27 protein-coding genes are annotated in these 22381 nt (G+C 44.1%); 20 read left to right on the top strand and 7 right to left on the bottom strand.

What is annotated here, in order from left to right; all coding sequences use genetic code 11:
- Nucleotides 1–215 precede the first annotated feature (215 nt).
- The 4 genes from DOE51_RS17690 to DOE51_RS17675 all read left to right on the top strand — a co-directional run bounded on the left by DOE51_RS17690 (nucleotide 216) and on the right by DOE51_RS17675 (nucleotide 3172).
- The gene (locus DOE51_RS17690; RefSeq protein ID WP_142697851.1) at nucleotides 216–695 is read left to right on the top strand and encodes a carboxymuconolactone decarboxylase family protein; all 480 of its coding nucleotides are present in this window, start codon (nucleotides 216–218) and stop codon (nucleotides 693–695) included.
- Between the two features lies 1 nt (nucleotide 696).
- Nucleotides 697–1185, top strand: a complete 489-nt coding sequence (locus tag DOE51_RS17685) for an Rrf2 family transcriptional regulator (RefSeq protein WP_142697850.1) — start codon at nucleotides 697–699, stop codon at nucleotides 1183–1185.
- A 137-nt stretch (nucleotides 1186–1322) separates the two neighbouring features.
- Nucleotides 1323–2573, top strand: a complete 1251-nt coding sequence (locus DOE51_RS17680) for an MFS transporter (protein WP_142697849.1) — start codon at nucleotides 1323–1325, stop codon at nucleotides 2571–2573.
- 11 nt (nucleotides 2574–2584) lie between these two features.
- Entirely contained in the window at nucleotides 2585–3172 is a 588-nt protein-coding gene (locus tag DOE51_RS17675; protein ID WP_142697848.1) for a DUF2239 family protein, read from the top strand.
- Nucleotides 3173–3199: 27 nt separating this feature from the next.
- Here the strand turns inward: DOE51_RS17675 and DOE51_RS17670 are convergent, their stop codons facing one another.
- Nucleotides 3200–4057 (bottom strand): MlaD family protein, encoded by an 858-nt coding sequence (locus DOE51_RS17670; protein WP_142697847.1) that lies wholly within the window; start codon nucleotides 4055–4057, stop codon nucleotides 3200–3202.
- Complete coding sequence (locus tag DOE51_RS17665) at nucleotides 4035–4583, bottom strand: paraquat-inducible protein A (protein ID WP_142697846.1); 549 nt, start codon at nucleotides 4581–4583, stop codon at nucleotides 4035–4037. The genes DOE51_RS17670 and DOE51_RS17665 overlap by 23 nt, the downstream gene beginning before the upstream one ends.
- Nucleotides 4584–4723: 140 nt before the next feature.
- Between DOE51_RS17665 and DOE51_RS17660 the strand changes: the two genes are divergently transcribed.
- The 4 genes from DOE51_RS17660 to DOE51_RS17645 all read left to right on the top strand — a co-directional run bounded on the left by DOE51_RS17660 (nucleotide 4724) and on the right by DOE51_RS17645 (nucleotide 7891).
- The gene (locus DOE51_RS17660; RefSeq protein ID WP_142697845.1) at nucleotides 4724–5908 is read left to right on the top strand and encodes an aspartate aminotransferase family protein; all 1185 of its coding nucleotides are present in this window, start codon (nucleotides 4724–4726) and stop codon (nucleotides 5906–5908) included.
- Between the two features lie 156 nt (nucleotides 5909–6064).
- Nucleotides 6065–6601: a uracil-DNA glycosylase family protein gene (locus DOE51_RS17655; protein WP_210415542.1), complete on the top strand. Its 537-nt coding sequence runs from the start codon at nucleotides 6065–6067 to the stop codon at nucleotides 6599–6601.
- Entirely contained in the window at nucleotides 6591–7385 is a 795-nt protein-coding gene (locus DOE51_RS17650) for a DUF3750 domain-containing protein (protein ID WP_246845172.1), read from the top strand. Before DOE51_RS17655 ends, DOE51_RS17650 begins: the two co-directional genes overlap by 11 nt.
- The gene (locus DOE51_RS17645; protein ID WP_142697843.1) at nucleotides 7385–7891 is read left to right on the top strand and encodes a DUF488 family protein; all 507 of its coding nucleotides are present in this window, start codon (nucleotides 7385–7387) and stop codon (nucleotides 7889–7891) included. The genes DOE51_RS17650 and DOE51_RS17645 overlap by 1 nt, the downstream gene beginning before the upstream one ends.
- On the opposite strand, the gene DOE51_RS17640 is transcribed toward DOE51_RS17645, so the two are convergent.
- Nucleotides 7888–8652: a TerC family protein gene (locus DOE51_RS17640; protein ID WP_142697842.1), complete on the bottom strand. Its 765-nt coding sequence runs from the start codon at nucleotides 8650–8652 to the stop codon at nucleotides 7888–7890. The genes DOE51_RS17645 and DOE51_RS17640 overlap by 4 nt on opposite strands.
- Before the next feature lie 87 nt (nucleotides 8653–8739).
- On the bottom strand, nucleotides 8740–9228 hold the full coding sequence (locus DOE51_RS17635; protein WP_142697841.1) for a GNAT family N-acetyltransferase: 489 nt from the start codon (nucleotides 9226–9228) through the stop codon (nucleotides 8740–8742).
- Between the two features lie 95 nt (nucleotides 9229–9323).
- On the opposite strand from DOE51_RS17635, the gene DOE51_RS17630 reads away from it, so the two are divergent.
- Nucleotides 9324–9806, top strand: a complete 483-nt coding sequence (locus DOE51_RS17630; protein ID WP_142697840.1) for a hypothetical protein — start codon at nucleotides 9324–9326, stop codon at nucleotides 9804–9806.
- A 10-nt stretch (nucleotides 9807–9816) separates the two neighbouring features.
- On the opposite strand, the gene DOE51_RS17625 is transcribed toward DOE51_RS17630, so the two are convergent.
- Both DOE51_RS17625 and DOE51_RS17620 read right to left on the bottom strand, forming a co-directional pair.
- The gene (locus DOE51_RS17625) at nucleotides 9817–10464 is read right to left on the bottom strand and encodes a L,D-transpeptidase (RefSeq protein WP_142697839.1); all 648 of its coding nucleotides are present in this window, start codon (nucleotides 10462–10464) and stop codon (nucleotides 9817–9819) included.
- Nucleotides 10465–10693: 229 nt separating this feature from the next.
- A complete protein-coding gene (locus DOE51_RS17620) occupies nucleotides 10694–11179 on the bottom strand; it encodes a hypothetical protein (RefSeq protein ID WP_142697838.1) in 486 nt (161 codons plus the stop codon).
- 192 nt (nucleotides 11180–11371) lie between these two features.
- On the opposite strand from DOE51_RS17620, the gene DOE51_RS17615 reads away from it, so the two are divergent.
- The 3 genes from DOE51_RS17615 (at nucleotide 11372) to DOE51_RS17605 (ending at nucleotide 13775) form a co-directional block, all read left to right on the top strand.
- Nucleotides 11372–12139, top strand: a complete 768-nt coding sequence (locus tag DOE51_RS17615; protein ID WP_142697837.1) for a DUF4423 domain-containing protein — start codon at nucleotides 11372–11374, stop codon at nucleotides 12137–12139.
- The gene (locus DOE51_RS17610) at nucleotides 12136–13152 is read left to right on the top strand and encodes a hypothetical protein (RefSeq protein WP_142697836.1); all 1017 of its coding nucleotides are present in this window, start codon (nucleotides 12136–12138) and stop codon (nucleotides 13150–13152) included. The genes DOE51_RS17615 and DOE51_RS17610 overlap by 4 nt, the downstream gene beginning before the upstream one ends.
- Nucleotides 13153–13223: 71 nt before the next feature.
- Nucleotides 13224–13775 (top strand): RNA methyltransferase, encoded by a 552-nt coding sequence (locus DOE51_RS17605; RefSeq protein ID WP_142697835.1) that lies wholly within the window; start codon nucleotides 13224–13226, stop codon nucleotides 13773–13775.
- Between the two features lie 46 nt (nucleotides 13776–13821).
- On the opposite strand, the gene DOE51_RS17600 is transcribed toward DOE51_RS17605, so the two are convergent.
- On the bottom strand, nucleotides 13822–14076 hold the full coding sequence (locus DOE51_RS17600) for a hypothetical protein (RefSeq protein WP_142697834.1): 255 nt from the start codon (nucleotides 14074–14076) through the stop codon (nucleotides 13822–13824).
- A 162-nt stretch (nucleotides 14077–14238) separates the two neighbouring features.
- Here DOE51_RS17600 and DOE51_RS17595 point away from each other — a divergent pair, with 162 nt between their 5' ends.
- The 8 genes from DOE51_RS17595 to DOE51_RS17560 all read left to right on the top strand — a co-directional run bounded on the left by DOE51_RS17595 (nucleotide 14239) and on the right by DOE51_RS17560 (nucleotide 22358).
- Nucleotides 14239–14805 carry an SRPBCC family protein gene (locus DOE51_RS17595; protein WP_168196488.1) on the top strand — a complete coding sequence of 189 codons (567 nt, stop codon included), beginning with the start codon at nucleotides 14239–14241 and terminating at the stop codon, nucleotides 14803–14805.
- A gap of 162 nt (nucleotides 14806–14967) precedes the next feature.
- The gene (locus DOE51_RS17590) at nucleotides 14968–15735 is read left to right on the top strand and encodes a cyclic nucleotide-binding domain-containing protein (protein ID WP_142697832.1); all 768 of its coding nucleotides are present in this window, start codon (nucleotides 14968–14970) and stop codon (nucleotides 15733–15735) included.
- Nucleotides 15736–15839: 104 nt separating this feature from the next.
- The gene (locus DOE51_RS17585) at nucleotides 15840–16562 is read left to right on the top strand and encodes a DUF4097 family beta strand repeat-containing protein (protein WP_142697831.1); all 723 of its coding nucleotides are present in this window, start codon (nucleotides 15840–15842) and stop codon (nucleotides 16560–16562) included.
- Between the two features lie 71 nt (nucleotides 16563–16633).
- The gene (locus DOE51_RS17580) at nucleotides 16634–17587 is read left to right on the top strand and encodes an aldo/keto reductase (protein WP_142697830.1); all 954 of its coding nucleotides are present in this window, start codon (nucleotides 16634–16636) and stop codon (nucleotides 17585–17587) included.
- A 103-nt stretch (nucleotides 17588–17690) separates the two neighbouring features.
- On the top strand, nucleotides 17691–19247 hold the full coding sequence (locus DOE51_RS17575; protein WP_142697829.1) for an ATP-dependent DNA helicase RecQ: 1557 nt from the start codon (nucleotides 17691–17693) through the stop codon (nucleotides 19245–19247).
- Nucleotides 19248–19329: 82 nt separating this feature from the next.
- Nucleotides 19330–20715 carry an NAD(P)H-binding protein gene (locus DOE51_RS17570; RefSeq protein WP_142697828.1) on the top strand — a complete coding sequence of 462 codons (1386 nt, stop codon included), beginning with the start codon at nucleotides 19330–19332 and terminating at the stop codon, nucleotides 20713–20715.
- Nucleotides 20716–20872: 157 nt separating this feature from the next.
- Nucleotides 20873–21868, top strand: coding sequence for a tryptophan--tRNA ligase (gene trpS, locus DOE51_RS17565; RefSeq protein WP_142697827.1), 996 nt, complete (start codon nucleotides 20873–20875; stop codon nucleotides 21866–21868).
- A gap of 13 nt (nucleotides 21869–21881) precedes the next feature.
- Nucleotides 21882–22358, top strand: coding sequence for an HPP family protein (locus DOE51_RS17560; protein WP_142697826.1), 477 nt, complete (start codon nucleotides 21882–21884; stop codon nucleotides 22356–22358).
- Nucleotides 22359–22381 lie beyond the last annotated feature (23 nt).

Here is a 22381-nt window from a genome sequence, read left to right as displayed (position 1 = left end):
ACATAAGGTCTTTGCAACTTTTTGCGCGTATCGAGAGAAAAGTCGAGTCAACTTGATCCGCTCAAAGTGCCGTTTAAGTAAACTCGATAAAATATTTTACGTCCTCAAGCTACTAATTTCTTTAACTTTTTTTATAACCAAACTGACCGTTTCAAAATTCCGATTGCGAAGGTTTTAATTAAGGATATATAATATCCTTAATTGGAGGTGAGCCCATGAGCTTACGAGTTAACTACAATCAAGAGTCCCCAGAGTTTGTAAAGAAGATGACAGAGCTTGCAGCTTTAGTAAGAAAATCCGAACTAGGTGCAACGATCATCGATCTTATTGATATTCGCGCTTCACAACTGAATGGCTGTGCATTTTGCATCGACATGCACGTCAAAGAAGCACGTATCCACGGCGAAAGAGATCTTCGCGTTCACCACATCATCGTATGGCGTGAATCAAATCTATTTTCAGAGCGCGAAAGAGCGGCGCTGGAATGGACAGAAGCCGTGACTAAGCTAGGTGAGCATGGTATTTCCGATGAAGTGTACAATCGCGTTAAACAACAATTCTCTGATAAAGATTTGTCTGACTTAACGTTCGCAATTGGTATGATCAATTTCTGGAATCGTCTAAGCGTAAGCTTCAGATCAGTTCCGGGATCTGCCGATAAATTTTTTGGCCTTGATAAGGCGGGAATGAACTAAAGTGATTTTACGAAACCAAGTTGAATGGGCACTACACTGTTGTACTTTTCTGGCGACTTTGCCAGAGGGCGCATACATTGCCACAAAAGACTTGGCAGAGTTTCACGGAGTTCCTAAAGAATATCTCTCTAAGGCCATGCAAGCGTTATCGCAAGCGGGCCTTGTCGATACAACCCTAGGACCGCGCGGAGGTTATCGTCTTGCGCGTCCTGCAACGAAAATTAATTTCTTAGAAATCGTGGAAGCAGTTGAAGGACGTTCCTCAACATTCCAGTGTACGGAGATTCGTAAAAACAATCCGTGCAAACCTGCGAAAACGGTCTTCGCGAAACCCTGCCAGATCGCCAAAGTGATGTACAAAGCCGACGAAGCTTGGCGTAAAGAGCTTGAGGCTGTTTCACTTGCCGATCTCGTCAACCAACTCATGAACGATCTTCCTAAAGATGTGATCGAAAAAAATATTGAGTGGGTCCAGTCTAAAATCACCTAAGTAATCAATTTAAACTATTGAATTCATTCAAGTCTCAGCCTGAACTTTTGGGCCCTAATAATATTATCCGGGTAATATTGACTTTTTTATTTTACCCGGGTAATAATAGTTCATACCGAAGAGGGAAGGGACACTCTGTGGAAAAGACAGCGGCACCAGTTGCCAAGTTTGATAGTTATCAGAAATTTATTATCGCTATCCTAGCGTTCTTGCAGTTCACAATCATTTTGGACTTCATGATCATGTCGCCATTGGGCGCGACGATGATGCCTGCATTGAACATCACGACAGCGCAATTTGGTTTAGTCGTATCGGCTTACGCATTCAGCGCAGGGATTTCAGGCTTTCTTGCGGCGGGCTTTGCGGATCGTTTTGATCGCAAGAACATGTTGATGTTCTTTTATCTGGGCTTTGTCGCAGGAACATTGTTCTGCGCTTTGGCTCCTAATTATGAAATGTTATTAGCAGCTAGAATTATCACGGGCCTTTTTGGTGGTGTGATTGGTTCCATCGTGATGGCAATTACAACGGATATTTTTCCAATGCACATGCGTGGACGTGTGATGGGCTTCTTGCAGACAGCATTTGCTGCCAGCCAGATTTTGGGTTTGCCGTCAGGATTGTTTTTGTCGAATCATTTCGGATGGCACGCGCCGTTTTTGATGATCGTTGCGGTCAGCACCATCGTTGGTTTTATCATTTGGTTTAAGATGAAACCCGTGAATGAGCATTTGCAGTATAAAGTGGATAAACATCCGCTGCATCACTTGCTTGGTACGATCACGAATACACAGTATACGACTTCGTACTTAGCGGTGGCGTTCTTATCAATCGGTGGCTTTATGTTGTTGCCATTCGGTAGTGCCTTCACCGTGAATAATCTTGGAATTGCTCTAGAAAAGCTTCCGATGATTTATCTAATTACTGGATGTTTTTCGATCTTGATCGGGCCTTTGGTGGGTCGACTGTGCGATTCATTCGGTAACTTAAAAACGTTCATCTTTGGATCAATGCTTAGTGCGGTGATGGTTATCATCTATACGCATTTGGGTGTGACACCATTGGCAGCCGTGGTGGTTGTGAATGTGATCATGTTCATCGGGATTTTCTCGCGCATGATTCCAGCCCAAACAATCATGTCGGGTGTGCCAGAGCAAACAAGTCGTGGCGCTTACATGTCAGTCAGTGCTTCGATTCAACAAGTGGCCGGTGGTTTGGCATCAGTTGTGGCGGGGATGATTGTCATGCGTGGTGCTGATGGGAAGCTTGAGCACTTCGACCGTGTTGGTTATGTGATGTTGGGCACGATCTGTATCGCCTTAGGATTGATGATTTTCATTAACAAAGCTGTGCGGGAAAGACGCCAAGCGAATTCCGCAGCTTCATAGAGGTTTTAAAAATGGAAACTCTAAAACAAACTTTCACAGCATTTTCGGGCAGCGACCGAATCACGACGGGTGATATCAAAGACGTTGCGACCGAAGTAAAAGAACATTTAAAAAAAGAAACGCGCACCACAGTTCTGATTTTTAACGATCTCACGGGCGAGCAAGTAGATATCGACTTGCGTGGCACGGCAGAGTCACTGGCGAAAAGATTAGAAGGTCTCTTCCCCTCAGAAGAAGCGGAAGCTGAAGTGGTCAAAGGCCCGGGGCGACCAAAGCTTGGAGTCGTGCCACGCGAAGTGACTCTTCTTCCAGCGCAGTGGGATTGGTTATCACGTCAGCCGGGTGGGGCATCAGTGACGTTGCGTAAGCTTGTTGAAGAAGCACGTAAAAAGAATTTCGCGAAAGACCAAATTCGTATGTCACAAGATGCGACCTATAAGTTCATGCATGTGATGGCGGGTGATTTGCCGAACTATGAAGAGGCTTTACGCGCACTGTACGCCAAAGATAAAGAGAAATTTGCAAAACAAATTTCTGGCTGGCCTAAAGATGTTCGCGATCATGCAAAGAAATTGGCTAAATCTGCATTTGCTGACTAACGTGAGCCCCGTGAAAAACGGGGCTTTTTATTTTGCCTCAAGTTTTGGATTCCACTTCTGATAATCTTTCGGTGGTCCATCATACAAAACAAACTTGCTTCCCCATTTGGAAATTTCACCCGGGGGCTCGGGTGTAAACATATCGATTCCGCCGTGAATAATCGAATCTAAAGAATTTATTTTTACCTCGGACTTAAATAATCCAAGCTTTGCTTGAATCCCCACTTTGCGCCAGAAGACAGTGTTGGACCGAACTAGTCTGACAAATTTATCTTGAACGTTGATTTGTACTAAAATCGTTTGCGCGGATTTCGATAGATTTACTTTTGTCACGGATCCAATCTTCATTCCTCGATATGTGACTGAGTCACCAGGATTTATCGACTCCACGTTGGTGGTTTCAAGATGATAAGGCACAGTATCTTCCAAGGGATCGTTGGATTCGCTTTCCAGTTTTCCTTTAAAAGTTTTGGTCTTAGCACCTTTGCCTGGTTGAGTTGCAATGTAAGGTCCTTGAATGAGCGTTTCTAAACCGCTGATACCTTGGATGCTTACCTTCGGAGTTACGATCCAAAATTTTGTTCCTTCAACAGCGAAATCTTCAGCGTCTTTTTGTAAAGTCGCGTAAGCGATAACTTCCTTATTATCATCAGAGATGCTGACTTTATTGACCATACCTATCGTGACACCACGATAGGTAATGCGAGTACGCTCGGCCTGAATGTTGGCGCCGTCATCGAAGTATATTTTAATTTTTGGCCCGACACCTTCAAAGTATCGCCACATTAAAACCGCCGTAATGATGAAAGCGACTACGGGGAAAAACCAGATATACCATTTTGAAGAAATCTTTTCGATTCCTTCACTGATCGTTTCTTTTTTCATAGGCCTCGTTTCCTAGTGACTCTGTTTCAGATAAGTCGGATTGCAGAAGTTTGGGATCGAAGTAAGCAGATGCCAACATCGTAAAAATGACGACCATTAAAAATAATAACGAGCCTAAGCGCGGCTCTGCGTGGGCCCAGTGGCCCAGCTTAAGAATCGCAACTAAAATTGCTAGAAGAAAAATATCAAGCATTGACCAACGACCAATTGATTCTACGATTTGATAAAGTCTGGTTTTAAATTTGGGATTTTCATGAGTGTGCGCTGTCAGTGCCAAGTAAAACAGAATGAGTAGTTTTAAAAGCGGAATAAGTATACTTGCTAAAAAGATCACAATCGCAATAGGCCACGAGCCCGAGTCGGCAAGCTGTACGATGCCGCCCCAAATAGTTGACGTCGTCTGGCGACCATAAAGCTCTATACTCATGAATGGAAACATATTCGCAGGCACATAAAAAATTAAAGCCGTTAGCGAAAACGCCAGACACAAGGTCGTAGAGTGAGGATTGATCTTCTGTTTACTCATTATGAACATTCTCTTATATCGACTTAATTTCATGGAGGTCCGATGTGAATATGCATGATGTCTGAAGAGCATGAAGCGACTATCTTTGAGCAATAACCTGAATCAAAACGCTTTGCCATTTGTCAGCAATGGAGGTGGGTATGAACTTACAACATCAAGAAGATAAATATTTGGGACGTGAAAGTTCAAAAGTCGACTTTGAAGTTGTAAGATCCAAAGGCAGTTTCGTGATGACAGCGGATGGGCGACGTCTGATTGATTTCAATATGGGCTGGTGCGTAGGAAACTTGGGTTGGTCCCACTATGCGATCGAAGATGCGATGATGCGCTTCAAAGGGCCCGAATACATTGCGACTCATCAACTCTACAAAGGATGGGGAGAGCTTGCGCAGATCTTAGTTAAGATGGCACCGGGGAATATGGGCAAGTGCTTTCGGGCCACTGGCGGCACAGAAGCTGTCGAGATTGCGTTGCAAGCAGCGGTCGCTCATACCGAACGCACCGAGTTTGTTTCCGTCGAGAATGCTTATCATGGTGATTCAATGGCAGCGCGTGCTGTGGGTTCGCCTCCATTTGAAGATTGGAATCCGTTGTTTCGCTGTCACCGAGTTCACCCGCCCTTAGATGGACAGGCTTTGGATCAAGTGGAAAAGTTTTTGCGCACAAAACGTGTTGCCGCTTTTATTATGGAGCCAATCGTTTGCAACTTATGCGTTGAAATTCCCAGTGAAGAATTCATGTCGGGCTTGCAGCAGATGTGTAAGAAGTACGGAACATTGTTAATCATTGATGAAGTTGCAACGGGTTTTGGCAGAACTGGAAAAATGTTTGCAAGTGAACACTACAAATTAAAACCAGACATTATATGTCTTGCGAAAGCCATTACCAGCGGGGTTGCTCCGATGGGTGCGTGCGTGATGACTTCAACAGTTGCAAAATCATATCAAGGTGAGGACATTTCCTTTCCAACTTATGGCTGGCATCCCCGCAGCGTGACTGCAGCGCTTGCGACAATTCGCTATTTTCAATTTCATCAAGAAAACTTGTTCCGTCACGTTGAAAAAGTGAGTGAGTATATCGAAAGAAGATTGAACGCCATGCAGTTTAAACATCACGCCGATATTCGCGTGAAGGGCATGGCGATCGGAGTGAAATTCGAAAGTAAATTCTACGGAGCCCAAATTTGTAAGCGTGCTCTTGAACGTGGTCTGATTTTATCTGAAGCTGACGATGGTTTTACGATGTTTCCCGCTTTGACTGTGGGAAGAAAGACGGCCGCAGAAGCCATGGACATTCTTGAATCTTGTTTAGGAAATCTTCACTGACGTGGATGTACGTCTAGCTAAGTAGCGCCCACAGCAGATTTCCGCTATTCTTAGCTATCCATGTCAGTCTTAAAAAAGCTCAAAGCTATTCATCACAACTTACAGAAATGCAGACAGTGCCCACAGATGTGCGGCACTCCTGTGCATGGGCCTGCCGTGGATACGCGCGTGATGTTGATTGGCCAAGCTCCGGGCGTGCATGAAGCGACGTTTGGAAAACCTTTCGCATACACCGCAGGAAAAACTTTATTTAAATGGATCGAGCAAGGCACAGGGGTTGACGAAGAAAGTTTTCGTGCACAGGTTTATATGGCAGCGGTCGCACGTTGCTTTCCAGGCAAGTCAGGAAAGGGCGACCGTGAGCCTAGTAAAGAAGAAATTGAAATGTGTCGTCAGCATCTAAAGGAAGAAGTGGCAGTGCTGAAGCCACAGTTGATTATTGCTGTCGGCAGAGTCGCAATTACCGAAGTGCTAGGAGCAAAAGTTTTTCCCAAATCAAAAGGCTTATCTGATGTGGTAGGGAAAAAACTAAAAACAAATTTCCATGGTCAAGACGTGGAAGTTATTTGTTTGCCTCATCCCAGTGGAGTTTCGACATGGCCCCATACGGATGAAGGCAAAAAGAAACTTAAGAAAGCTCTAAGCCTGTTGAGTTCACACTCGGCCTGGCAGGAAGGTTTAAGTGAGATTTAAAACTATGCTTATTTCAACAATGCTTTTATTTAAAACAACAACGGGCTGGTCACAAGATTGGCGCACGGCGGATCGCAGTTCAGTGGGTATCGCGCCCACGGCCGCGCAAGACTCGCGTGCGATTGTTCAAGTTTATTCCGCGCGCACTTATGGATGGAAAGGCAATTTAGCCGTGCATTCGTGGGTCGCGATAAAAGAAAAAAATGCCAGTCACTATAGTGTGTATGAGGTCATGGGCTATTACGCCGATCAGGGAATTCCAGTGATTCGCGAAACACATCGCATGCCAGATCAACGTTGGTTCGGTAACGATCCAACATTGCATTTCGATCTGCGTGGTGAAGAAGCAGAAGCCATGATTCCCCACGTGTTGAAAGCGATTGAAACATATCCTTATCCAAATTCGTACCGCATTTACCCAGGACCCAATAGCAACACTTTCGTGTCATGGGTAATGCGTAACACGCCAGGCATGTATGCAACACTGCCAGCAAATGCGATCGGCAAAGATTGGATCGGTAAAGGCCAACCCCTGGGAATCACCGAATCAGGCACGGGTGTGCAAGTGTCGTTATTCGGTCTGTTGGGGGCAACGGTTGGATTAGCAGAAGGACTTGAAGTTAATATTCTTGGAATGAGCTTTGGAGTTGATTTCGCCAGACCGGCGATCAAACTTCCATTCGTAGGACGTTTAGGTTTTAAAGATCGTCAGCTTTTTGCGCCAGAAGATGTAGCGTCGCACACGCCACAAATTCCCGCACAAGTTGAAACGAAGGAGAACTAATGACGTTATATACTGTGGGTTATGAAGGCTGCGATATTGAACAATTCTTAGCAGGATTAAAAGAGCACGAGGTGACCTGTGTTATCGATATTCGCAAAAATCCCGTCAGCAGAAAGAAAGGTTTTTCCAAATCCCGCTTGAAAGAGAATTTGGAAGCGCAAAAAATCGAGTATGTGCATATCGGCGCTTTGGGTGTGCCCTCGGCGTGGCGAAAAAAGCAAAAGGCTAAACTGATTTCGCGCGCTAAAATGTTTGCTGACTATGTCGAAGAAATTATTCCTGAACAAAAGAATGAACTAACAAATATCCTGCAAATCGCTGGCAAGACAAAAAAAGCCGCTTTGTTGTGTTACGAAGCCGACGCCTGTGATTGTCATCGTCATTTTGTGACGGAAGAAATCAAAAAAATGAAGAGGGTCAAGATCATAGATCTGAACGTTCTTCCTGAAGAGGCAAACCTTGGCATGTTCGGCAAGCCCCTTAAGAAAAACAAGAAAGCTGCTTAGTGAGTGGACGAGTCTTCGGCGACTCGTTCGCGCAATTTCACCGGCTCTTCTTTAACAGGCGCTTTCTTGCGCATGCGAATATTTAACATTTCCACACCGATAGAGAACGCCATAGCGAAGTACACATAACCCTTAGGAATGTGCATTTCCATCGATTCAACGATCAATGTAAAACCGATCATCAATAAGAAACTTAAAGCCAGGATCTTTAGTGACGGATGAGAGTCCACGAAATCACTGATCGGTTTCGCAGAGAAAATCATAACCAGTGTCGAAGCGACAACGGCGGCAATCATCACAGAGATCTGATTCACCATACCGACGGCAGTAATCACTGAATCCAGTGAAAATACGATGTCCAAGAGTAGGATCTGGAAAATCACGGCATTGAACGAATGCGCAACTTTATTAGACTGACTGCCTTCGACACCTTCAAGTTTGTGATGAATTTCCAAAGTGCTTTTGACGATCAGGAATAGACCGCCCAATAATAAAATCAAATCGCGACCCGAAATTTCGTGATCGAATACGGCGAACAGTGGTGCGGTTAAACCGATAATCCACGACAACGATAACAAAAGCAAAATTCGCGTGAAGACGGCAAGTCCCAAACCAGTGATGCGTGCTTTGTTTTGTTGTTCCTTAGGAAGTTTTCCCGCCAGGATGGAAATAAAGATGATGTTATCGATACCAAGAACAAGTTCCAGAGCAAACAATGTGAAGAACGCAATCCAGATTTGTGGATTTGACAGCAGTTCCATGAACAGACAACTCCTTGCAGGTGTTATCTAGTTATAATTTGGAATCTGATGTCTGCCTACTGAATTGCGAGTTCACTTCATTAACATTTATGAAAGTGCTGCGAACTTTTTTAGATTTTCGCCGGTCATACGATGAACAGTCCACTCATCCATGGGTTTTGAACCAACTGAAAGATAGAAATCAATCGCAGGTTTATTCCAATCAAGAACGGACCACTCCAAACGACCGCACCCACGATCGACAGCAGTTTTTGCCAGGAAGGCTAACAACTTTTTGCCGTAACCTTTGCCACGATGTTCGGGCAAGACAAACAGATCTTCTAAGTAAATACCGGGAAGACCTAAGAACGTAGAAAAGCTTTGAAAGAAAAGTGCAAAACCGGCTTTAACCCCATTTTCTTCTAAAAAAAGAACCTCGGCCGACTTGTTTTCACCAAACAGATTCTTTTTTAGAATCTCTTCTGTCGCAACGACCTCATGTTCAAGCTTTTCATAAATAGCAAGCTGAGTGATAAAATGAAGGATGTCTTTGCATTCAGAGGCTAAGGCTGGGCGAATAGTCACATTTTTTTGCATATTTTTCCTCGGTACAGAGGGAAAGTGCCAGCCTGACAGCCCTTTGGCAAGTCTGAGATAGCTAAAACGGGGAGCCCATGATAGCTTGCGAGCCTATGGAAAATTGCTGTACTTGCTTAAAACCGAAGGCCACGTTGGTATGTGGTTCATGCGAAAGCGCTGTTTGTAAATATTGTGCTCAATTCTTAGATGAAGCACAGTTTTTATATTTGCCAGAGATCCCAAAAGATCTAAAGCACACAACTTATTGCAACTCATGCTTCGATAGCAAAGTTCAGCCAGCGATCAACGACTATGAAAAAGTCGTCAGAGCGGCGAAGGGTATCATCACATTCTTCACTGCTGACAGCAAAGTGACTCGCAACTTCAAGCGCACAGATAAACCATTCACGGTAAAAGACTGTGCCGAAAAAGAAGAAGTTTTAATGAAGTTGGCGTTCCTGGCTGTGTTGGGTGAATACAACGCCATCATCGACATCGATATTAAGTCAGAAAAAATCCGCAACGGTTCTCGTCAAACAACGAAGTGGAGCGGAACAGCTATGCCCGCTCAAGTCACTTCGAGTCGTCTTCTTTAATTTTTATTCTCTACTGAACGGTGATCCACACATTGGATTTACCGTTGGCGCGCACTAAGCGATTGAACATGTAAGCATTATCTGGATGCATACGAATACAACCGTGAGAAGCGCGCGTTCCAAGTTTAGGCCAATTACCTTTTGGAGTGCCATGAAGTGCGAACCCACCTGTGATAAACACAGCGTAGGGCATATTGCCTAATCCATTCCAGTCGCCACCTGGGTATTTGGCAGAAGAATATCTGTCATAAATACGTCCATCTGGATGTCTGTCAAAGTTAGGTGTACCGTAACCTGACATACCAGTCGATACAGCCCAAGATCCACGAAGACTGCCGTTCACGTACAAGTACATTGTTTGTGTCGACTTAACAACTTGTGCCCACACAGCGCAAGTTTCTCTAGAACACCCACCATAAACGCCGACAATACTGTCAATGAACTCTTCTGGTAAGTGAGCTGATTTACCAGTTTCGCGTTCATAGATGGCGTCGATTTGTTCCAATGTTTGCTCAATGTTTGGATCGAACGGATTGATCTCTTCAAGAACGTTTGTCGTATCTTCGGAATTATTGTCAGCTGCATGAGCCGAGAATGAAAAACCTGTTGAAAGGAAAAAAGCTACAAGCAGAGATGTTAGTTGATGGTTCTTTTTCATGCCACACCTCAAGGGTTAAGGGTTTTACTTGTCATCAGTGTACTCCCGCGTGGACATGGCGATTTCTTTTCCTGGCCCACGTTAGATAACTGACATGTAAAATCCCTCAAAATCCTGCAAGTGCCACAAGACTAAGAGCGAATAAAAAACAAAAAGGAAAGGTTGGTAGCACCACACCACCAACCTCTCCAACCTTCCGACAAGAAGGAACCAATTAACAAACTAACAATTAACGAAGAGAAATTTCCATGCGGTTTACACCAAGGTTCACACCGAAACCTTTTGCGAATTGCAATGAAACTTTCAAGGCCATAGTTGGCAAATCAATACGAGTTGCAGTGATCAAACCAACGCCACCCAATACAGCTGCTTGTGCTTGAGCAACATAGTATGTGCCAAGGATTGATTCAGGGTTTGTGTCAAACAAAGCAATTTCTGCAGCTTGACCTGAAAGTTCCATACGACCGAAAGCCACTTGTGGAGAAAGCGGTTTTGCTTTCATTGTTACACGCACTGGGTAGTGTGCTGTTTGACCTGTAAGGCTTACGCAGTTCAAGTCGCCTTGGCCTTCATAGTGGTAGCTACCTAGGATAACTTTGAAACCTTGTGCTTCACCTTTGAAAGCCAAGTTACAAGCCCATGCTGGTGCTTCAATAGAAGCGTTGGCTGTTGCAGTTCCCAAAACCATCGCGATTGCCAATAATACCTTTTTCATTTCGAACTCCTTTTGAGTTTAGTGTTTTTACTTACCTTTGTTTTCCGCATTGCTTGCGGGTATGGGCCATAAGTACTTCAGGTGTTTTGCGGTGTCTAGGGGGTGGTCGGGACAATCTGTCCCGACATTAAAAATCGGGACAAAGTGTTCCGATATCTTGCATTTAAAACATGTTCGACATATATAAGGTGCATGGAAATCACTGTAAAAAATTTACTGCTATCAGAACTTGCGAAAAGACAGACAAGAAATTCGTCTTACTCTCTTCGTGCGTTTGCTCGCGATCTGAATATTGGCGCTACGACACTTTCAGACGTTCTTGCAGATAAGCGTTCTCTTTCTAAATCAAACTTGGAAAAAGTGATGGAGAGATTGTTTGTTTCTCCTCTAGAAAAAGAAAAGTTGTGGGCAGATTATAAAGATCAATCATCACGTGCAGAAGTTGATGATCGTACTTATCTAGATGAATTAACTTTCCGACTGATCGCGGATTGGCATTACATTGCAATTTTAAATTTAGCGAAGCTTAAAGATAACCAAGCGGATCCGAAATGGATTGCAGATCGGTTAGGAATCAAGAAGGTCGAAGCGAGTGAAGCACTAGAGCGTTTACTCAGTCTTGAGCTGATTAAGAAAAATCGTAATAAGATGGTAAGAACTTCCAAACCCATCGGAACGTCACGCGATATTCCTTCAGCTGCAATTAGAAAGCACCACAATCAGAATTTACATTTGGCAGAGTCATCATTGCATCGTGATCCCGTTAATACGCGGGAATTTGGTTCCATTACGATGCCAGTGAACCCTGAAAAACTGCCACTCGCCAAAGAGCTTTTAACTAAAACTCGTAAAAAGATAGCTGATCTGCTAGAAGACGAGACCGCTACAGAAGTTTATACGCTCTCGTTTCAGTTGTTTCCAATTACGAAGCTAACGTCTTCGACGGAGGATAAAAAATGATCAACGTAAGTCGCCTTCTACTGGCCGTACTTCTTTCTGCTGCAAGTTTCAATGCGTTCGCGCGTCGCGGTGGCGATATGGTGAACAACGGTGGCGGTCTTTCTGAAAAGAACGTGCTTTACGCTTATGAAAAACTCGATAAATACATCGAGCTGTGCTTGAAAACATCGGCGTGCAAACTTACTTCTTCTCAGCGCTACATCCTAGGACAAATTCTTGCGGGTCTTCCTGAAGAAAGAAAAACGCAACAGTTGTTCTTCGCTTCTGAAACGAAATCGCCAGGTTTCTTTATTATCGACGGTTTAGTGCGTGTCGCAAAAACGGGAAGCTCCGTGGGTAGCCCGATCTATATCAACTCCGATCTTCTTTACAGCAAGAATGAGGCAGATCAATACGATCCAACTTCAATTCCAGAAGCAACAGCGATCCTGATTCATGAAATGGGTCATCACTACGGCAACTATACTCATGAAGAATTGGATTTAGTTGGCGTACGCGTATCGATGTTGATGCAGCAGAAGTTTATTTCAACGCCATTGATTCCTTGGACGTCAGAATTTTCTGTCAGCGTGTTTAATCCCAGCTTGAATTCATCGTTTCCAGAAGTTCTATTGAACGTCGGTGATGATGTGATCGACATCAGCAAAATCTATGAAGAAACTGCGATGTGCTACGAAATCACAATTCCAATTCCGATTTTACCTATTCCAGATTTGCAGTTGCTAAGCAAAAAACCAGCAGGTTCTTTATTGCATAATGTGCACTGGGATAAATTGAGCGAGAAAAGCGATACATTGCGCGTGAACGTTATCGGGAATGTTTCCAATAACTGCGTTTATAAAATGGACGTAGGCATCAGAAACAACGACTACAAAGTCTCGATCAATTTCACGGCAAATAAAAAGAACGGCAAATGGGTTATTGATAATAGCTCTGTGCAAATGAATCAGTACCGTGATCCGTGGTATAAAATCATTCGCTTACCGATTCCAATCAAAGGTTTAATTCAATAGTCTTAGAAAACCCGCTCTTGAAGCGGGTTTTTTATTTCCCTTTTTTGCCTGGTCACCACTACAATTCCGATATGGCTAAGGCACTGACAACGCAGGAATTGCGTGCGACGAAAATCAATCGTGAAGAATTCAAAAAAATTGAACGCAATAAGATCGTTTTGTTTTTGGATCGACTTTTAAACAACCACAATTTGGGTGCTATTTTACGAGTTGCCGATGCGGGCCTGGTAGAGAAGGTTCTTAGTTTCGACGCTTTAGCGCGTATTGACGGCAAGAAGGCACTTGCGACGGCGAAGGGTGTTGCAGAGTGGGTGCCTCATGAAATGGTTACTGACGGTCTTTCCGTTCTGAAAAGCTATAAGGCACAAGGTTATAAGTTGCTGGCGCTAGAGCTGTGTGATGATTCAGTCGTTTATTACGACAGCATCTTATCAGAAAAGACGGTTTTAATTATTGGTAGTGAGCTTACAGGAGTGTCGGCAGAATTTTTAGAACTTGCCGATCAGCGTATTTATATTCCCATGGCGGGAATGGCGAATTCGTTAAACGTTGCGACTGCGACTTCCATTGCGCTCTTTGATTTATTACGTCGAAAAACCCAAGGGAAATCGCAGTCGAAATAAGTTTTGCATCCAAACATTTAAACCCAACTCTACTGCGTCGATAGAGTTACTTCTTATCAGTTGCTTCGTTCACTTTATCCTTCGTGTAGTCAGCTCCCTCTTCGACACGATTGCCGGCCTTCTTGGCCATGCATTTCGCATCGTTTTCTGTGCATGTGGCTTCTTGCACTCTGTGGAGACCTTTTTTGCTTTCGCGTTTCACATCGTGAGCTGTTTCTTTGGCTTTCGATGAAACGGTCTCTTCAGCCTGTGCAATTGTCATCACGCTAAGAATTGCCATGATCAATATTAGATTTTTCATCTGCACTTCCTTTCGCATTTGCCTGCATTGTAGGTCTGTACTTTGGATTCGATAATTGTTTTTCTGATGATCTTTGGCAACCAGACGGTAAAAATCTTGCGAACACACAGAATGTCTCTGCGACCCGAAGCGACTAACATAGAACTACGACGGAGAGTGCATATGAAAGTCGTTAAATTTCTATTAGGTTCAGCTCTTGGCGCTATTCTAATTTTGGTTGCGATCGGTTTCTTTCTGCCGTCGCATTGGCGGGTTGAAAGGCATGTTGTGATCAAGGCAACCCCTGATCGTATTTATCCCTACATTGCGAATTTAAAAAACGGCTGGCCACAATTTAGCGCCATCGATCAAGAGGAACGCGATATGAGTTATGAATATCAAGGTCCCGAAGTCGGCGACGGTGCCATTCGCATTCTGCATTCGAAGAGCGGCGGTAACAGAGTTCAGAAAATCACAAAAGCTGATCCTAACAACGGGATCGACTACGAGATCTCGATGCAAGGGGGAGGCTTCGTAATGTATGGCTCGATTAATATGCGACCTGATACCGATGGTACGAAAGTGATTTGGGTTAACGCCGGGGACATGGGCGCAAATCCGATGTACAAAATTATGGGTTATTTGATGGATTCGTTGATGGGCAAAGCCTTGCAAAAAAGCCTGGATAACTTGAAAGAAAAAGTCGAAGGCACGTCAACGAAAACGAACATCTCTTCAAGTGCAGAATAGGGAAGCAAAATCTTATTCCGAGACAGTTAGCCGAAAAATTGATCGCAATTGTGAATCACTCTTAGACAGAGGACGCTCGGACATTGTCAAAATCTTGTGAGTTGTCCAAGAGCAAGTCATAATATCAATTGGTAACGCGAATTAGCTACGGAAGGTTTTGATATGTCTCGTAATTCTGATAAAAACACTTTTTTTATTGTCAGTGGCGATCACGGACGTATTGATTTTATTACTGATACACTCAGTAAAAACTTTGCGAACACTAGCGTGTTTCATGCGTGTGACTGGTTTGACATCAAATACAAACTAGAAAACGTCCGACCGAAGATCATCTTTGTTGATGAATACTTACCGCGCAGTTCGGGTATGGAAATCGTCGCGAAAATCATGAAAGAAAAAACCAATGCTGGCGTGCACATCGTCATCATGTCGTATGTCGCTGACCAGGGCATGTATCCGAATGAATCAAAAACTGGTAGAATCCAGTATCTGACAGAGCCTGATCGTGCTGAAGCAATCATTGATGTTGTCGCGAAAATTATTTCTCCAAAAACAGCACAAAGTGAAAACAAACAAGCGGACTTCCGTTTGGTGCATTTGACGAAGGGTGACGTTCTTTTCAAAGAGGGCGAAAATACACAAGTCGTTTATATCGTGAAGAACGGTACTTTGCGTGCCTATACCGACAGTACGGAAGGCAGTCGTGTGAACTTGGGTGATATCGCCTCGGGTGAGTTCGTGGGCGAGATGGGACACTTTAATCGTGAGCCTCGTTCCGCAACTGTGGAGGCCGTCACCGATGTTGAGCTGATAGAAATTCCTATGAGCTCGCTAGAGAATGTTATTTTCTCGAAGCCTTCCTGGGCGAAAGCTTTGGTTAAGACTCTGGCGCAGCGTCTGAAGAAGGCTAACAAAGCATTGGCGAGTTAGTTCTTTATTGATTCCATTGGCCGCACGGACCTAATTTTAATTTAGTTGATACTCCAAAGGACTCTGTCTACTCTTAGAAGTCGACATCGAAGGAGTCCGTTGCCGTGAAATATCTATTCTTAGCTCTTACTACTACATTTTCCTTTTCAGCTTTTGCCGCAAAAACAGAGACGAAAGAATTCGATGCTAAATACGTAAAGTCTTTGGTTGTTGAAAACATGGCGGGCGTGATCAACATTACTGGTGTCGATAATCCAAAAATGATCGTGGTTGCCGACCAAGAAAAATTTCCTGCGGACTGCCGCATGGAGATTTCGCAAGAAGGCACTGAAGTGACTGTGAAGGTCGATCAAAAAAGCTTCTTGCGCAAAGACTGCGTTGTGAATTTCACAATCAACGTTCCGACAGCAGTGAATATGAACATTCGCCAAGGTTCTGGGAATCTGACTATCATCAACACAAAAGGTGCGATTGATTATAAAGTGGGTGCCGGCGACGTTTCCATCGATTCAGAAATTGAAAAGATCGACGGTAAAATGGGTTCAGGCTCGACGACAGTAAAAGGTTTGAAAGGCGACGCTCATTTCTTTGCAGGAACGGGTGCGCACAAACTGACTTATGCGGTGGCTCCTAAAAAAGGCGAGCTTGAAGTAAAAACAGGAACTGGCGACGCGGATATTTATATGCCGTCGGATTCTAAAGTTTCCATCGATGCGAAAATGGGCGTTGGTAAAACGAACAATGAACTTGGTGAGTCAACTAAGGGCAAATTCAAAATCGTATTTAAAGCCGGTTCCGGTAATTTAAATATTCATAAAAAAGATTAGTACTGCAAATTTGCGGTGCTTATTGCATTCCTGCTTTAGGGGCGTAAGCTTGAAGGTCTCAAGGAGTCTTTATGCTAGCGAAGCGCCCTTTAGGTAAGTCAGGAATTGAAGTCGCCCCTTTCACTCTTGGTGGTAACGTTTTTGGTTGGACCATCGATGAAGCAACCTCTTTCAAAATTCTGGATGCATTTGTTGCTGCCGGTTTCAATTTCATTGATACCGCTGACGTTTATTCACGTTGGAAAGAAGGCAATAAAGGCGGCGAGTCTGAGACAATCATTGGTAAATGGCTAAAGCTTCGTGGTAATCGCGACAAAGTCGTGATCGCTACCAAAGTGGGCATGGACATGGGTGATGGCAAAAAGGGCTTGGCTCCTTTGTACATCACGCAAGCGGTGGAAGATTCTTTACGTCGTTTGCAAACTGATTACATCGATCTTTATCAATCACATCGTGATGATGAAACGATCCCGCAAGAAGAAACTCTAGAAACTTACGACAAGCTTCGTGCACAAGGTAAGATTCGTGCTATCGGCGCTTCAAATTTTTCTGCAAAACGTTTGGCTGAAGCTTTAACCCTCAGTGAACGTTGGGGTTACATTCCGTATTCAACTTTGCAGCCGCAGTATAATTTGTACGACCGTGCCGATTTTGAAAAAGAATTGGAACCATTGTGTTTAGAAAAAGGCATTGGCGTTATTAATTACTATTCTTTAGCGAGTGGTTTCTTAACGGGTAAATATCGCACAGCCGAAGATGTGCATAAAAGTGCACGCGGAGCTAAGGCGACGTCTTATTTGAATGCTCGCGGTTATGATATTCTGAAGGCATTAGATGAGGTTTCTGCGAAACACTTTACCACTCCAGCAGCGGTGTCAATCGCATGGTTGATTGCACGTAAGAGTGTAACGGCCCCTATTGCAAGTGCGACTTCCGTGAATCAGCTTGAGGAATTGTTAAAAGCAACTGAAATCAAGCTTTCTGACGCGGATATTGAACTTTTAAATCACGCCAGTAAGTACTGATGTCCGAAGCTGGGAGTCGTCCCAGCTTCTTCTAAAAAAAGATCTTTAGAAAATCAAGATTCTTCGTTGCAAGTCCTGCGATTTGCAACGAAAGTGGTGGCCAATGAGCTCTGATCTTTTTCCTCTAGATAATATTCTTAAATCTTCGTTTGGTCTTGATGCGTTTCGGATCGGTCAAAAAGAAATCATATCGGATTCACTATCGGGAAAAGACGTTCTTGCGGTTTTGCCAACGGGTGGTGGTAAGTCTTTGTGTTACCAATTACCGGCGATGGCACAGCAAAAATTGGTGATCGTTATTTCACCGTTAATCGCATTGATGAAAGATCAGGTCGCCTCTTTACAGAAAAAAGGTATTCCTGCGGGAGCCTTATATTCTGGTCAAACGGATAACGAAAAGCGTGAAGTGTTCGCAGCCATTGAACGTGGCGGCGCTTACATTCTGTATCTTTCACCAGAGCGCGCACAGAAGGAAGGCTTTCAACGTTGGATTCAAAAGCGTCCTTTAGCGTTGTTTGCAATCGATGAAGCTCACTGCGTATCGCAATGGGGTCATGACTTCCGTGAAGAGTATGCACAACTGCGTATTTTAAAATCAATTCGCCCGGATGTTCCGATTTTGGCATTAACAGCGTCGGCAACACCGACAGTTCTTGCCGATATCGAAAAGCATCTGACGTTGAAAGAACCACGACGTCACGTTCACGGGTTCTATCGTCCTAATCTGTATTATCAAGTTGAATTCTGTGCTGATGAAGAAGCGAAAGCTTTGATGTTGATTGAAGCCATCAAGCGCAATCCTCAAGGCCGTATCATCGTTTATTGTGGAACTCGCAAGGTAACTGAAAGTCTTGCTGGCTTTTTACAAAAGAAATTTTCAAATGTCGGTTACTACCACGCCGGCATGACGAATGAAGATCGTTCCGCCACACAAGATGCATACGAGCGTGGCGCTTTACGAATTCTGGTTGCAACGAACGCCTTCGGAATGGGGATTGACCAACCGAATGTCCGTTTGGTCGTGCATTATCAAATGCCAGCAAATATCGATGCTCTTTATCAAGAGATGGGTCGTGCAGGTCGCGATGGCTTAGAATCGACTTGCTTAATGCTTTACTCGCGTAAAGATAAGGGCTTGCAAGGTTACTTCATCACAAGTTCGGAAGCTCCTCAGGAAATCAAAAATGCTCGTTGGAGAAACTTAGAAGCGCTTGTGAACTATTCAGAAGGCGGCGAGTGCCGTCATGCTGAAATTCTAACTTACTACAAAGATGCGCAACGATTAGAAAACTGTGGTCACTGCGATAGCTGCATACCGACGTCAACTCGTCGAATTCCAGTGCCAGAAGCTCCTAAAGCTCCGGTCGCGGAATTGAAAGCAGTAAAAACAAAAGCTAAGACGAAGTCACGCAAAGGACAGCCTGAAGAATCGCTTTTGGATGAAGAACAAGAAGCACGCTTCCAACTTCTAAAAAAATGGCGTAAAGAAAAAGCTAAAGAAATCGATGCCCCGGCATTCGTCGTTTTGACAGATAAAACGTTAAAGCACTTAGCGATCGAAAATCCGCAAAGCATCAATCAGCTTAAATACATCCATGGTATTGGTGACGCAAAGATCGAGAAATACGGTTGGGATCTGTTGGCTGAGCTAAAACAATAATTGCTAGAATGCACTGGAAGTTTGTCTTGGATCTTTCCTCTTTGCAGCTAGAGTGCTGTAATAAGACGAGAAAGAAGGTGCTATGAAGATCGCAATTGCTGGCGCGAGCGGTTTCGTTGGTAAAGCGCTTTTGCAGAAGCTTTCCAAAGATCATCAATTGATTGCTCTTAGTCGCGCGAATAAGAAAAGCGATAATCCTAATATTGAGTGGCGTAACTGCGATCTCTTTAGCCTTATTGATTCTGAAAAAGGCTTAGAAGGCGCGGATGTTGCGATCTACCTCGTGCACTCGATGCGACCTTCATCTCACCTATCGCAAGGCACTTTTGAAGATTTCGATTTAATTGTTGCCGATAACTTCGTGAAAGCCGCGGAACGTGCTGAAGTAAAACAGATTATTTACCTGGGTGGCCTTATTCCCGAAAATCAAGGGGCCCCGTCGAAACACTTGGCCAGTCGCCAAGAAGTCGAAGAAGTTTTTAATCGCAGCAAAGTTCCCGCAACTATTTTCAGAGCAGCCGTGGTGATCGGTTCTGAAGGTTCGTCGTTTCATATCATGGCAAGATTGGTCGAGCGTTTGCCGGTGATGTTATGTCCTTCTTGGACAAGTACGATGAATCAGCCCGTGGCTTTAAAGGACGTGTGTGACAGCATTGAATATGTTTTAGGAAAACCAGAATACTACAATGAAACATTCGATTTAGGCGGCCCTGATATTTTAAGTTATCGCGATATGATGTTGAAACTTGCTGACATCAAAGGTTTAAAACGTAAATGCATTCCGGTGCCGTTCCTGACTCCACATATTTCTGCGTTATGGGTGTGTGGCATCACCGGAGCGCCCAAGGGTTTAGTCGATCCACTCATTGAAAGTTTGAAGTTTTCACTCGTCGCGCGTTCACAAAAGAAATTTGAAATTCCAGGCGTGAAACCTTTGGGAATTGAAGACGCTTTAAAAGAAGCACTTGAAAATTATAGCGGGCAGCAGGCGCCTCATGCATTTAAAACACCTGACGTCGGTCGCTATATGGCCCGCTCTGTTCAGCGTTTGCCGCTCCCGGCAGGGTGGAGTGCTGAAGACATGGCGAAGGCTTATATGGAGTTCTTGCCAAAACTAAGACCATTTATCGTGAAGGTCGATGTCGACGGCCGCTGGGTTACGTTTTCAAGTGTGTTCCCCGCATTTAAACTTTTAGAATTAGAGTATGCCCCGGATCGTAGTTGGAAGAATCGTCAGCTTTTCTATGTGCGCGGGGGCGCGTTGTCGCAAAAAACCGGCCGGGGGCGCTTAGAGTTCCGCGAAGTTCTGGGGGGCGAAGCATGTCTTGCCGCCATCCATGATTTTAAACCGCGTTTACCTTGGTACGTTTATACTTATAGCCAAGCTTTATTTCATTTATGGGTCATGACGGAATTTAAAAGATACATCAAACGGCATTACCTGCCCTTGAAAAGACACTTCATATAATGATATTATAGCCTCATGGCAGACGCAGTTTTCTTCAAACATTCTGCATTCGTTCTTGGTTGGCGCTGGCGCCACTAATTCTCTGTTTTTTGCCGTCATCACGGCATCCGACTTTTCATTTTCGAAATTCGCTTAAAAACTTCCATTAGAGGAAACTATGAAACCAGTTATTCTTACCGGAGATCGTCCGACAGGTCCGTTGCATTTAGGGCACTTCGTGGGCTCGTTGCAAAATCGTGTGAAACTACAAAACGATTACAAACAATTCGTGATCATCGCAGACTACCAAGCGCTGACAGATAATTACGACAATCCTTCTTTAGTTAGAAATAACGTTGAACAAGTGATGCTTGATTATCTAGCGACGGGATTAGATCCAGCACTTAATACGTTTTTTATCCAATCACAAGTGCCGGAACTTTACGAACTGACTTGTTACTTTTTAAATTTAGTCACAGTCGCACGTTTAGAACGTAATCCAACTATTAAAGATGAAATTCGTCAGAAGAATATGAAGGATTCAATCCCAACAGGATTCTTCTGTTATCCGATTTCGCAAGCGGCAGACATCTTGGCTTTCAAAGCGGATCTTGTGCCCGTGGGTGAAGATCAAAGCCCGATGATTGAACAGACCAATGAAATCGCAAAACGTTTCAACTTTTTGTACAAAGCTGAAACTTTGAAAGAAGTGAAATCGTTGATCGGCACTGTCGGCAGACTGCCAGGCATTGATGGCAAAGCGAAGATGAGTAAATCACTGGGTAACGCTATTTACCTGGGCGATTCAGCAGATGATATTCGCAAAAAAGTAAACTTGATGTACACCGATCCAAATCATTTGAAAGTCAGCGATCCCGGCACGGTTGAAGGCAATGTCGTGTTTTCATTCTTAGATGTCTTTGATGCAAATCAAACTGAAGTTGAAGAATTAAAAGCACATTATCGCCGCGGGGGTTTGGGTGATGGTGTGTTGAAAAAAAGACTTGTCGAAATTTTGGAAGCACTGATTGCGCCAATGCGCCAACGCCGTGAGCAATATCAAAAAGATCCTGCTTTTGTGAAAGATCTTTTGCGAAATGGCACAAACAACGCACGACAAGTGGCTGCGACAACTCTTTTAGAGGTAAGATCAGCGATGGGTATCGTCTATTAGCCAAGGAGGAATTATGACCGCTATCGAACCAGCTCATGCAAAAGATGTCATGACAAAGAAAGTGGTCACAATTCCAGTCGGTCGTAGTTTGGAAGACGCGGTCGAAGTCATGCGCGATCTGCGAGTTCGTCATTTACCGATAGTCGATAATCAAGGCGCGATTGTTGGTGTTCTGACCAGCAAGGATTTTTCTTATTTAAAAGATCTTTCGAAATTTCACGTCGAGACGTTTATGTCGGTCCCGGTGGAGTGGGTTGATGAAGACACTCCTTTGCGCCAAGCAATTCTGCGCATGATCGAAAAGAAAATTTCATGCCTGTTGATTTCCGATGAGCGCCGCGAACTTGCGGGCATTATCACTGCGGAAGATTTGCTGTGGTTCTTAGCGCAGCATCTTGAAAAAGAAGAAAAGAAGCATTCCCCATTAACAATTTTAGATGTGCAAAGCCTTGACGAGATCGCGAATCAAATCTCGTTGACGGGGCTTTAAGTCTTGCATCTGTGCCCTTTGCC

The sequence above is a fragment of the Bdellovibrio sp. NC01 genome (genome assembly GCF_006874625.1).
In the GTDB taxonomy this organism is placed as follows: domain Bacteria; phylum Bdellovibrionota; class Bdellovibrionia; order Bdellovibrionales; family Bdellovibrionaceae; genus Bdellovibrio.
The sequence above is the reverse complement of the archived record's forward strand: the minus strand, read 5'-3'. Positions and strand labels throughout refer to the sequence as shown.

Excerpts from the sequence above, each read along its gene's own strand:
- DOE51_RS17570 (WP_142697828.1), top strand. The coding sequence starts at position 19,330 with ATGAAGATCGCAATTGCTGGCGCGAGCGGTTTCGTTGGTAAAGCGCTT.
- DOE51_RS17600 (WP_142697834.1), bottom strand. The coding sequence starts at position 14,076 with ATGAAAAATCTAATATTGATCATGGCAATTCTTAGCGTGATGACAATT.
- DOE51_RS17645 (WP_142697843.1), top strand. The coding sequence starts at position 7,385 with ATGACGTTATATACTGTGGGTTATGAAGGCTGCGATATTGAACAATTC.
- DOE51_RS17595 (WP_168196488.1), top strand. The coding sequence starts at position 14,239 with ATGAAAGTCGTTAAATTTCTATTAGGTTCAGCTCTTGGCGCTATTCTA.
- DOE51_RS17605 (WP_142697835.1), top strand. The coding sequence starts at position 13,224 with ATGGCTAAGGCACTGACAACGCAGGAATTGCGTGCGACGAAAATCAAT.
- DOE51_RS17610 (WP_142697836.1), top strand. The coding sequence starts at position 12,136 with ATGATCAACGTAAGTCGCCTTCTACTGGCCGTACTTCTTTCTGCTGCA.
- DOE51_RS17625 (WP_142697839.1), bottom strand. The coding sequence starts at position 10,464 with ATGAAAAAGAACCATCAACTAACATCTCTGCTTGTAGCTTTTTTCCTT.
- DOE51_RS17575 (WP_142697829.1), top strand. The coding sequence starts at position 17,691 with ATGAGCTCTGATCTTTTTCCTCTAGATAATATTCTTAAATCTTCGTTT.
- DOE51_RS17620 (WP_142697838.1), bottom strand. The coding sequence starts at position 11,179 with ATGAAAAAGGTATTATTGGCAATCGCGATGGTTTTGGGAACTGCAACA.
- DOE51_RS17690 (WP_142697851.1), top strand. The coding sequence starts at position 216 with ATGAGCTTACGAGTTAACTACAATCAAGAGTCCCCAGAGTTTGTAAAG.
- DOE51_RS17670 (WP_142697847.1), bottom strand. The coding sequence starts at position 4,057 with ATGAAAAAAGAAACGATCAGTGAAGGAATCGAAAAGATTTCTTCAAAA.
- DOE51_RS17580 (WP_142697830.1), top strand. The coding sequence starts at position 16,634 with ATGCTAGCGAAGCGCCCTTTAGGTAAGTCAGGAATTGAAGTCGCCCCT.
- DOE51_RS17615 (WP_142697837.1), top strand. The coding sequence starts at position 11,372 with ATGGAAATCACTGTAAAAAATTTACTGCTATCAGAACTTGCGAAAAGA.
- DOE51_RS17635 (WP_142697841.1), bottom strand. The coding sequence starts at position 9,228 with ATGCAAAAAAATGTGACTATTCGCCCAGCCTTAGCCTCTGAATGCAAA.
- DOE51_RS17590 (WP_142697832.1), top strand. The coding sequence starts at position 14,968 with ATGTCTCGTAATTCTGATAAAAACACTTTTTTTATTGTCAGTGGCGAT.
- trpS (WP_142697827.1), top strand. The coding sequence starts at position 20,873 with ATGAAACCAGTTATTCTTACCGGAGATCGTCCGACAGGTCCGTTGCAT.
- DOE51_RS17665 (WP_142697846.1), bottom strand. The coding sequence starts at position 4,583 with ATGAGTAAACAGAAGATCAATCCTCACTCTACGACCTTGTGTCTGGCG.
- DOE51_RS17560 (WP_142697826.1), top strand. The coding sequence starts at position 21,882 with ATGACCGCTATCGAACCAGCTCATGCAAAAGATGTCATGACAAAGAAA.
- DOE51_RS17630 (WP_142697840.1), top strand. The coding sequence starts at position 9,324 with ATGGAAAATTGCTGTACTTGCTTAAAACCGAAGGCCACGTTGGTATGT.
- DOE51_RS17640 (WP_142697842.1), bottom strand. The coding sequence starts at position 8,652 with ATGGAACTGCTGTCAAATCCACAAATCTGGATTGCGTTCTTCACATTG.
- DOE51_RS17660 (WP_142697845.1), top strand. The coding sequence starts at position 4,724 with ATGAACTTACAACATCAAGAAGATAAATATTTGGGACGTGAAAGTTCA.
- DOE51_RS17675 (WP_142697848.1), top strand. The coding sequence starts at position 2,585 with ATGGAAACTCTAAAACAAACTTTCACAGCATTTTCGGGCAGCGACCGA.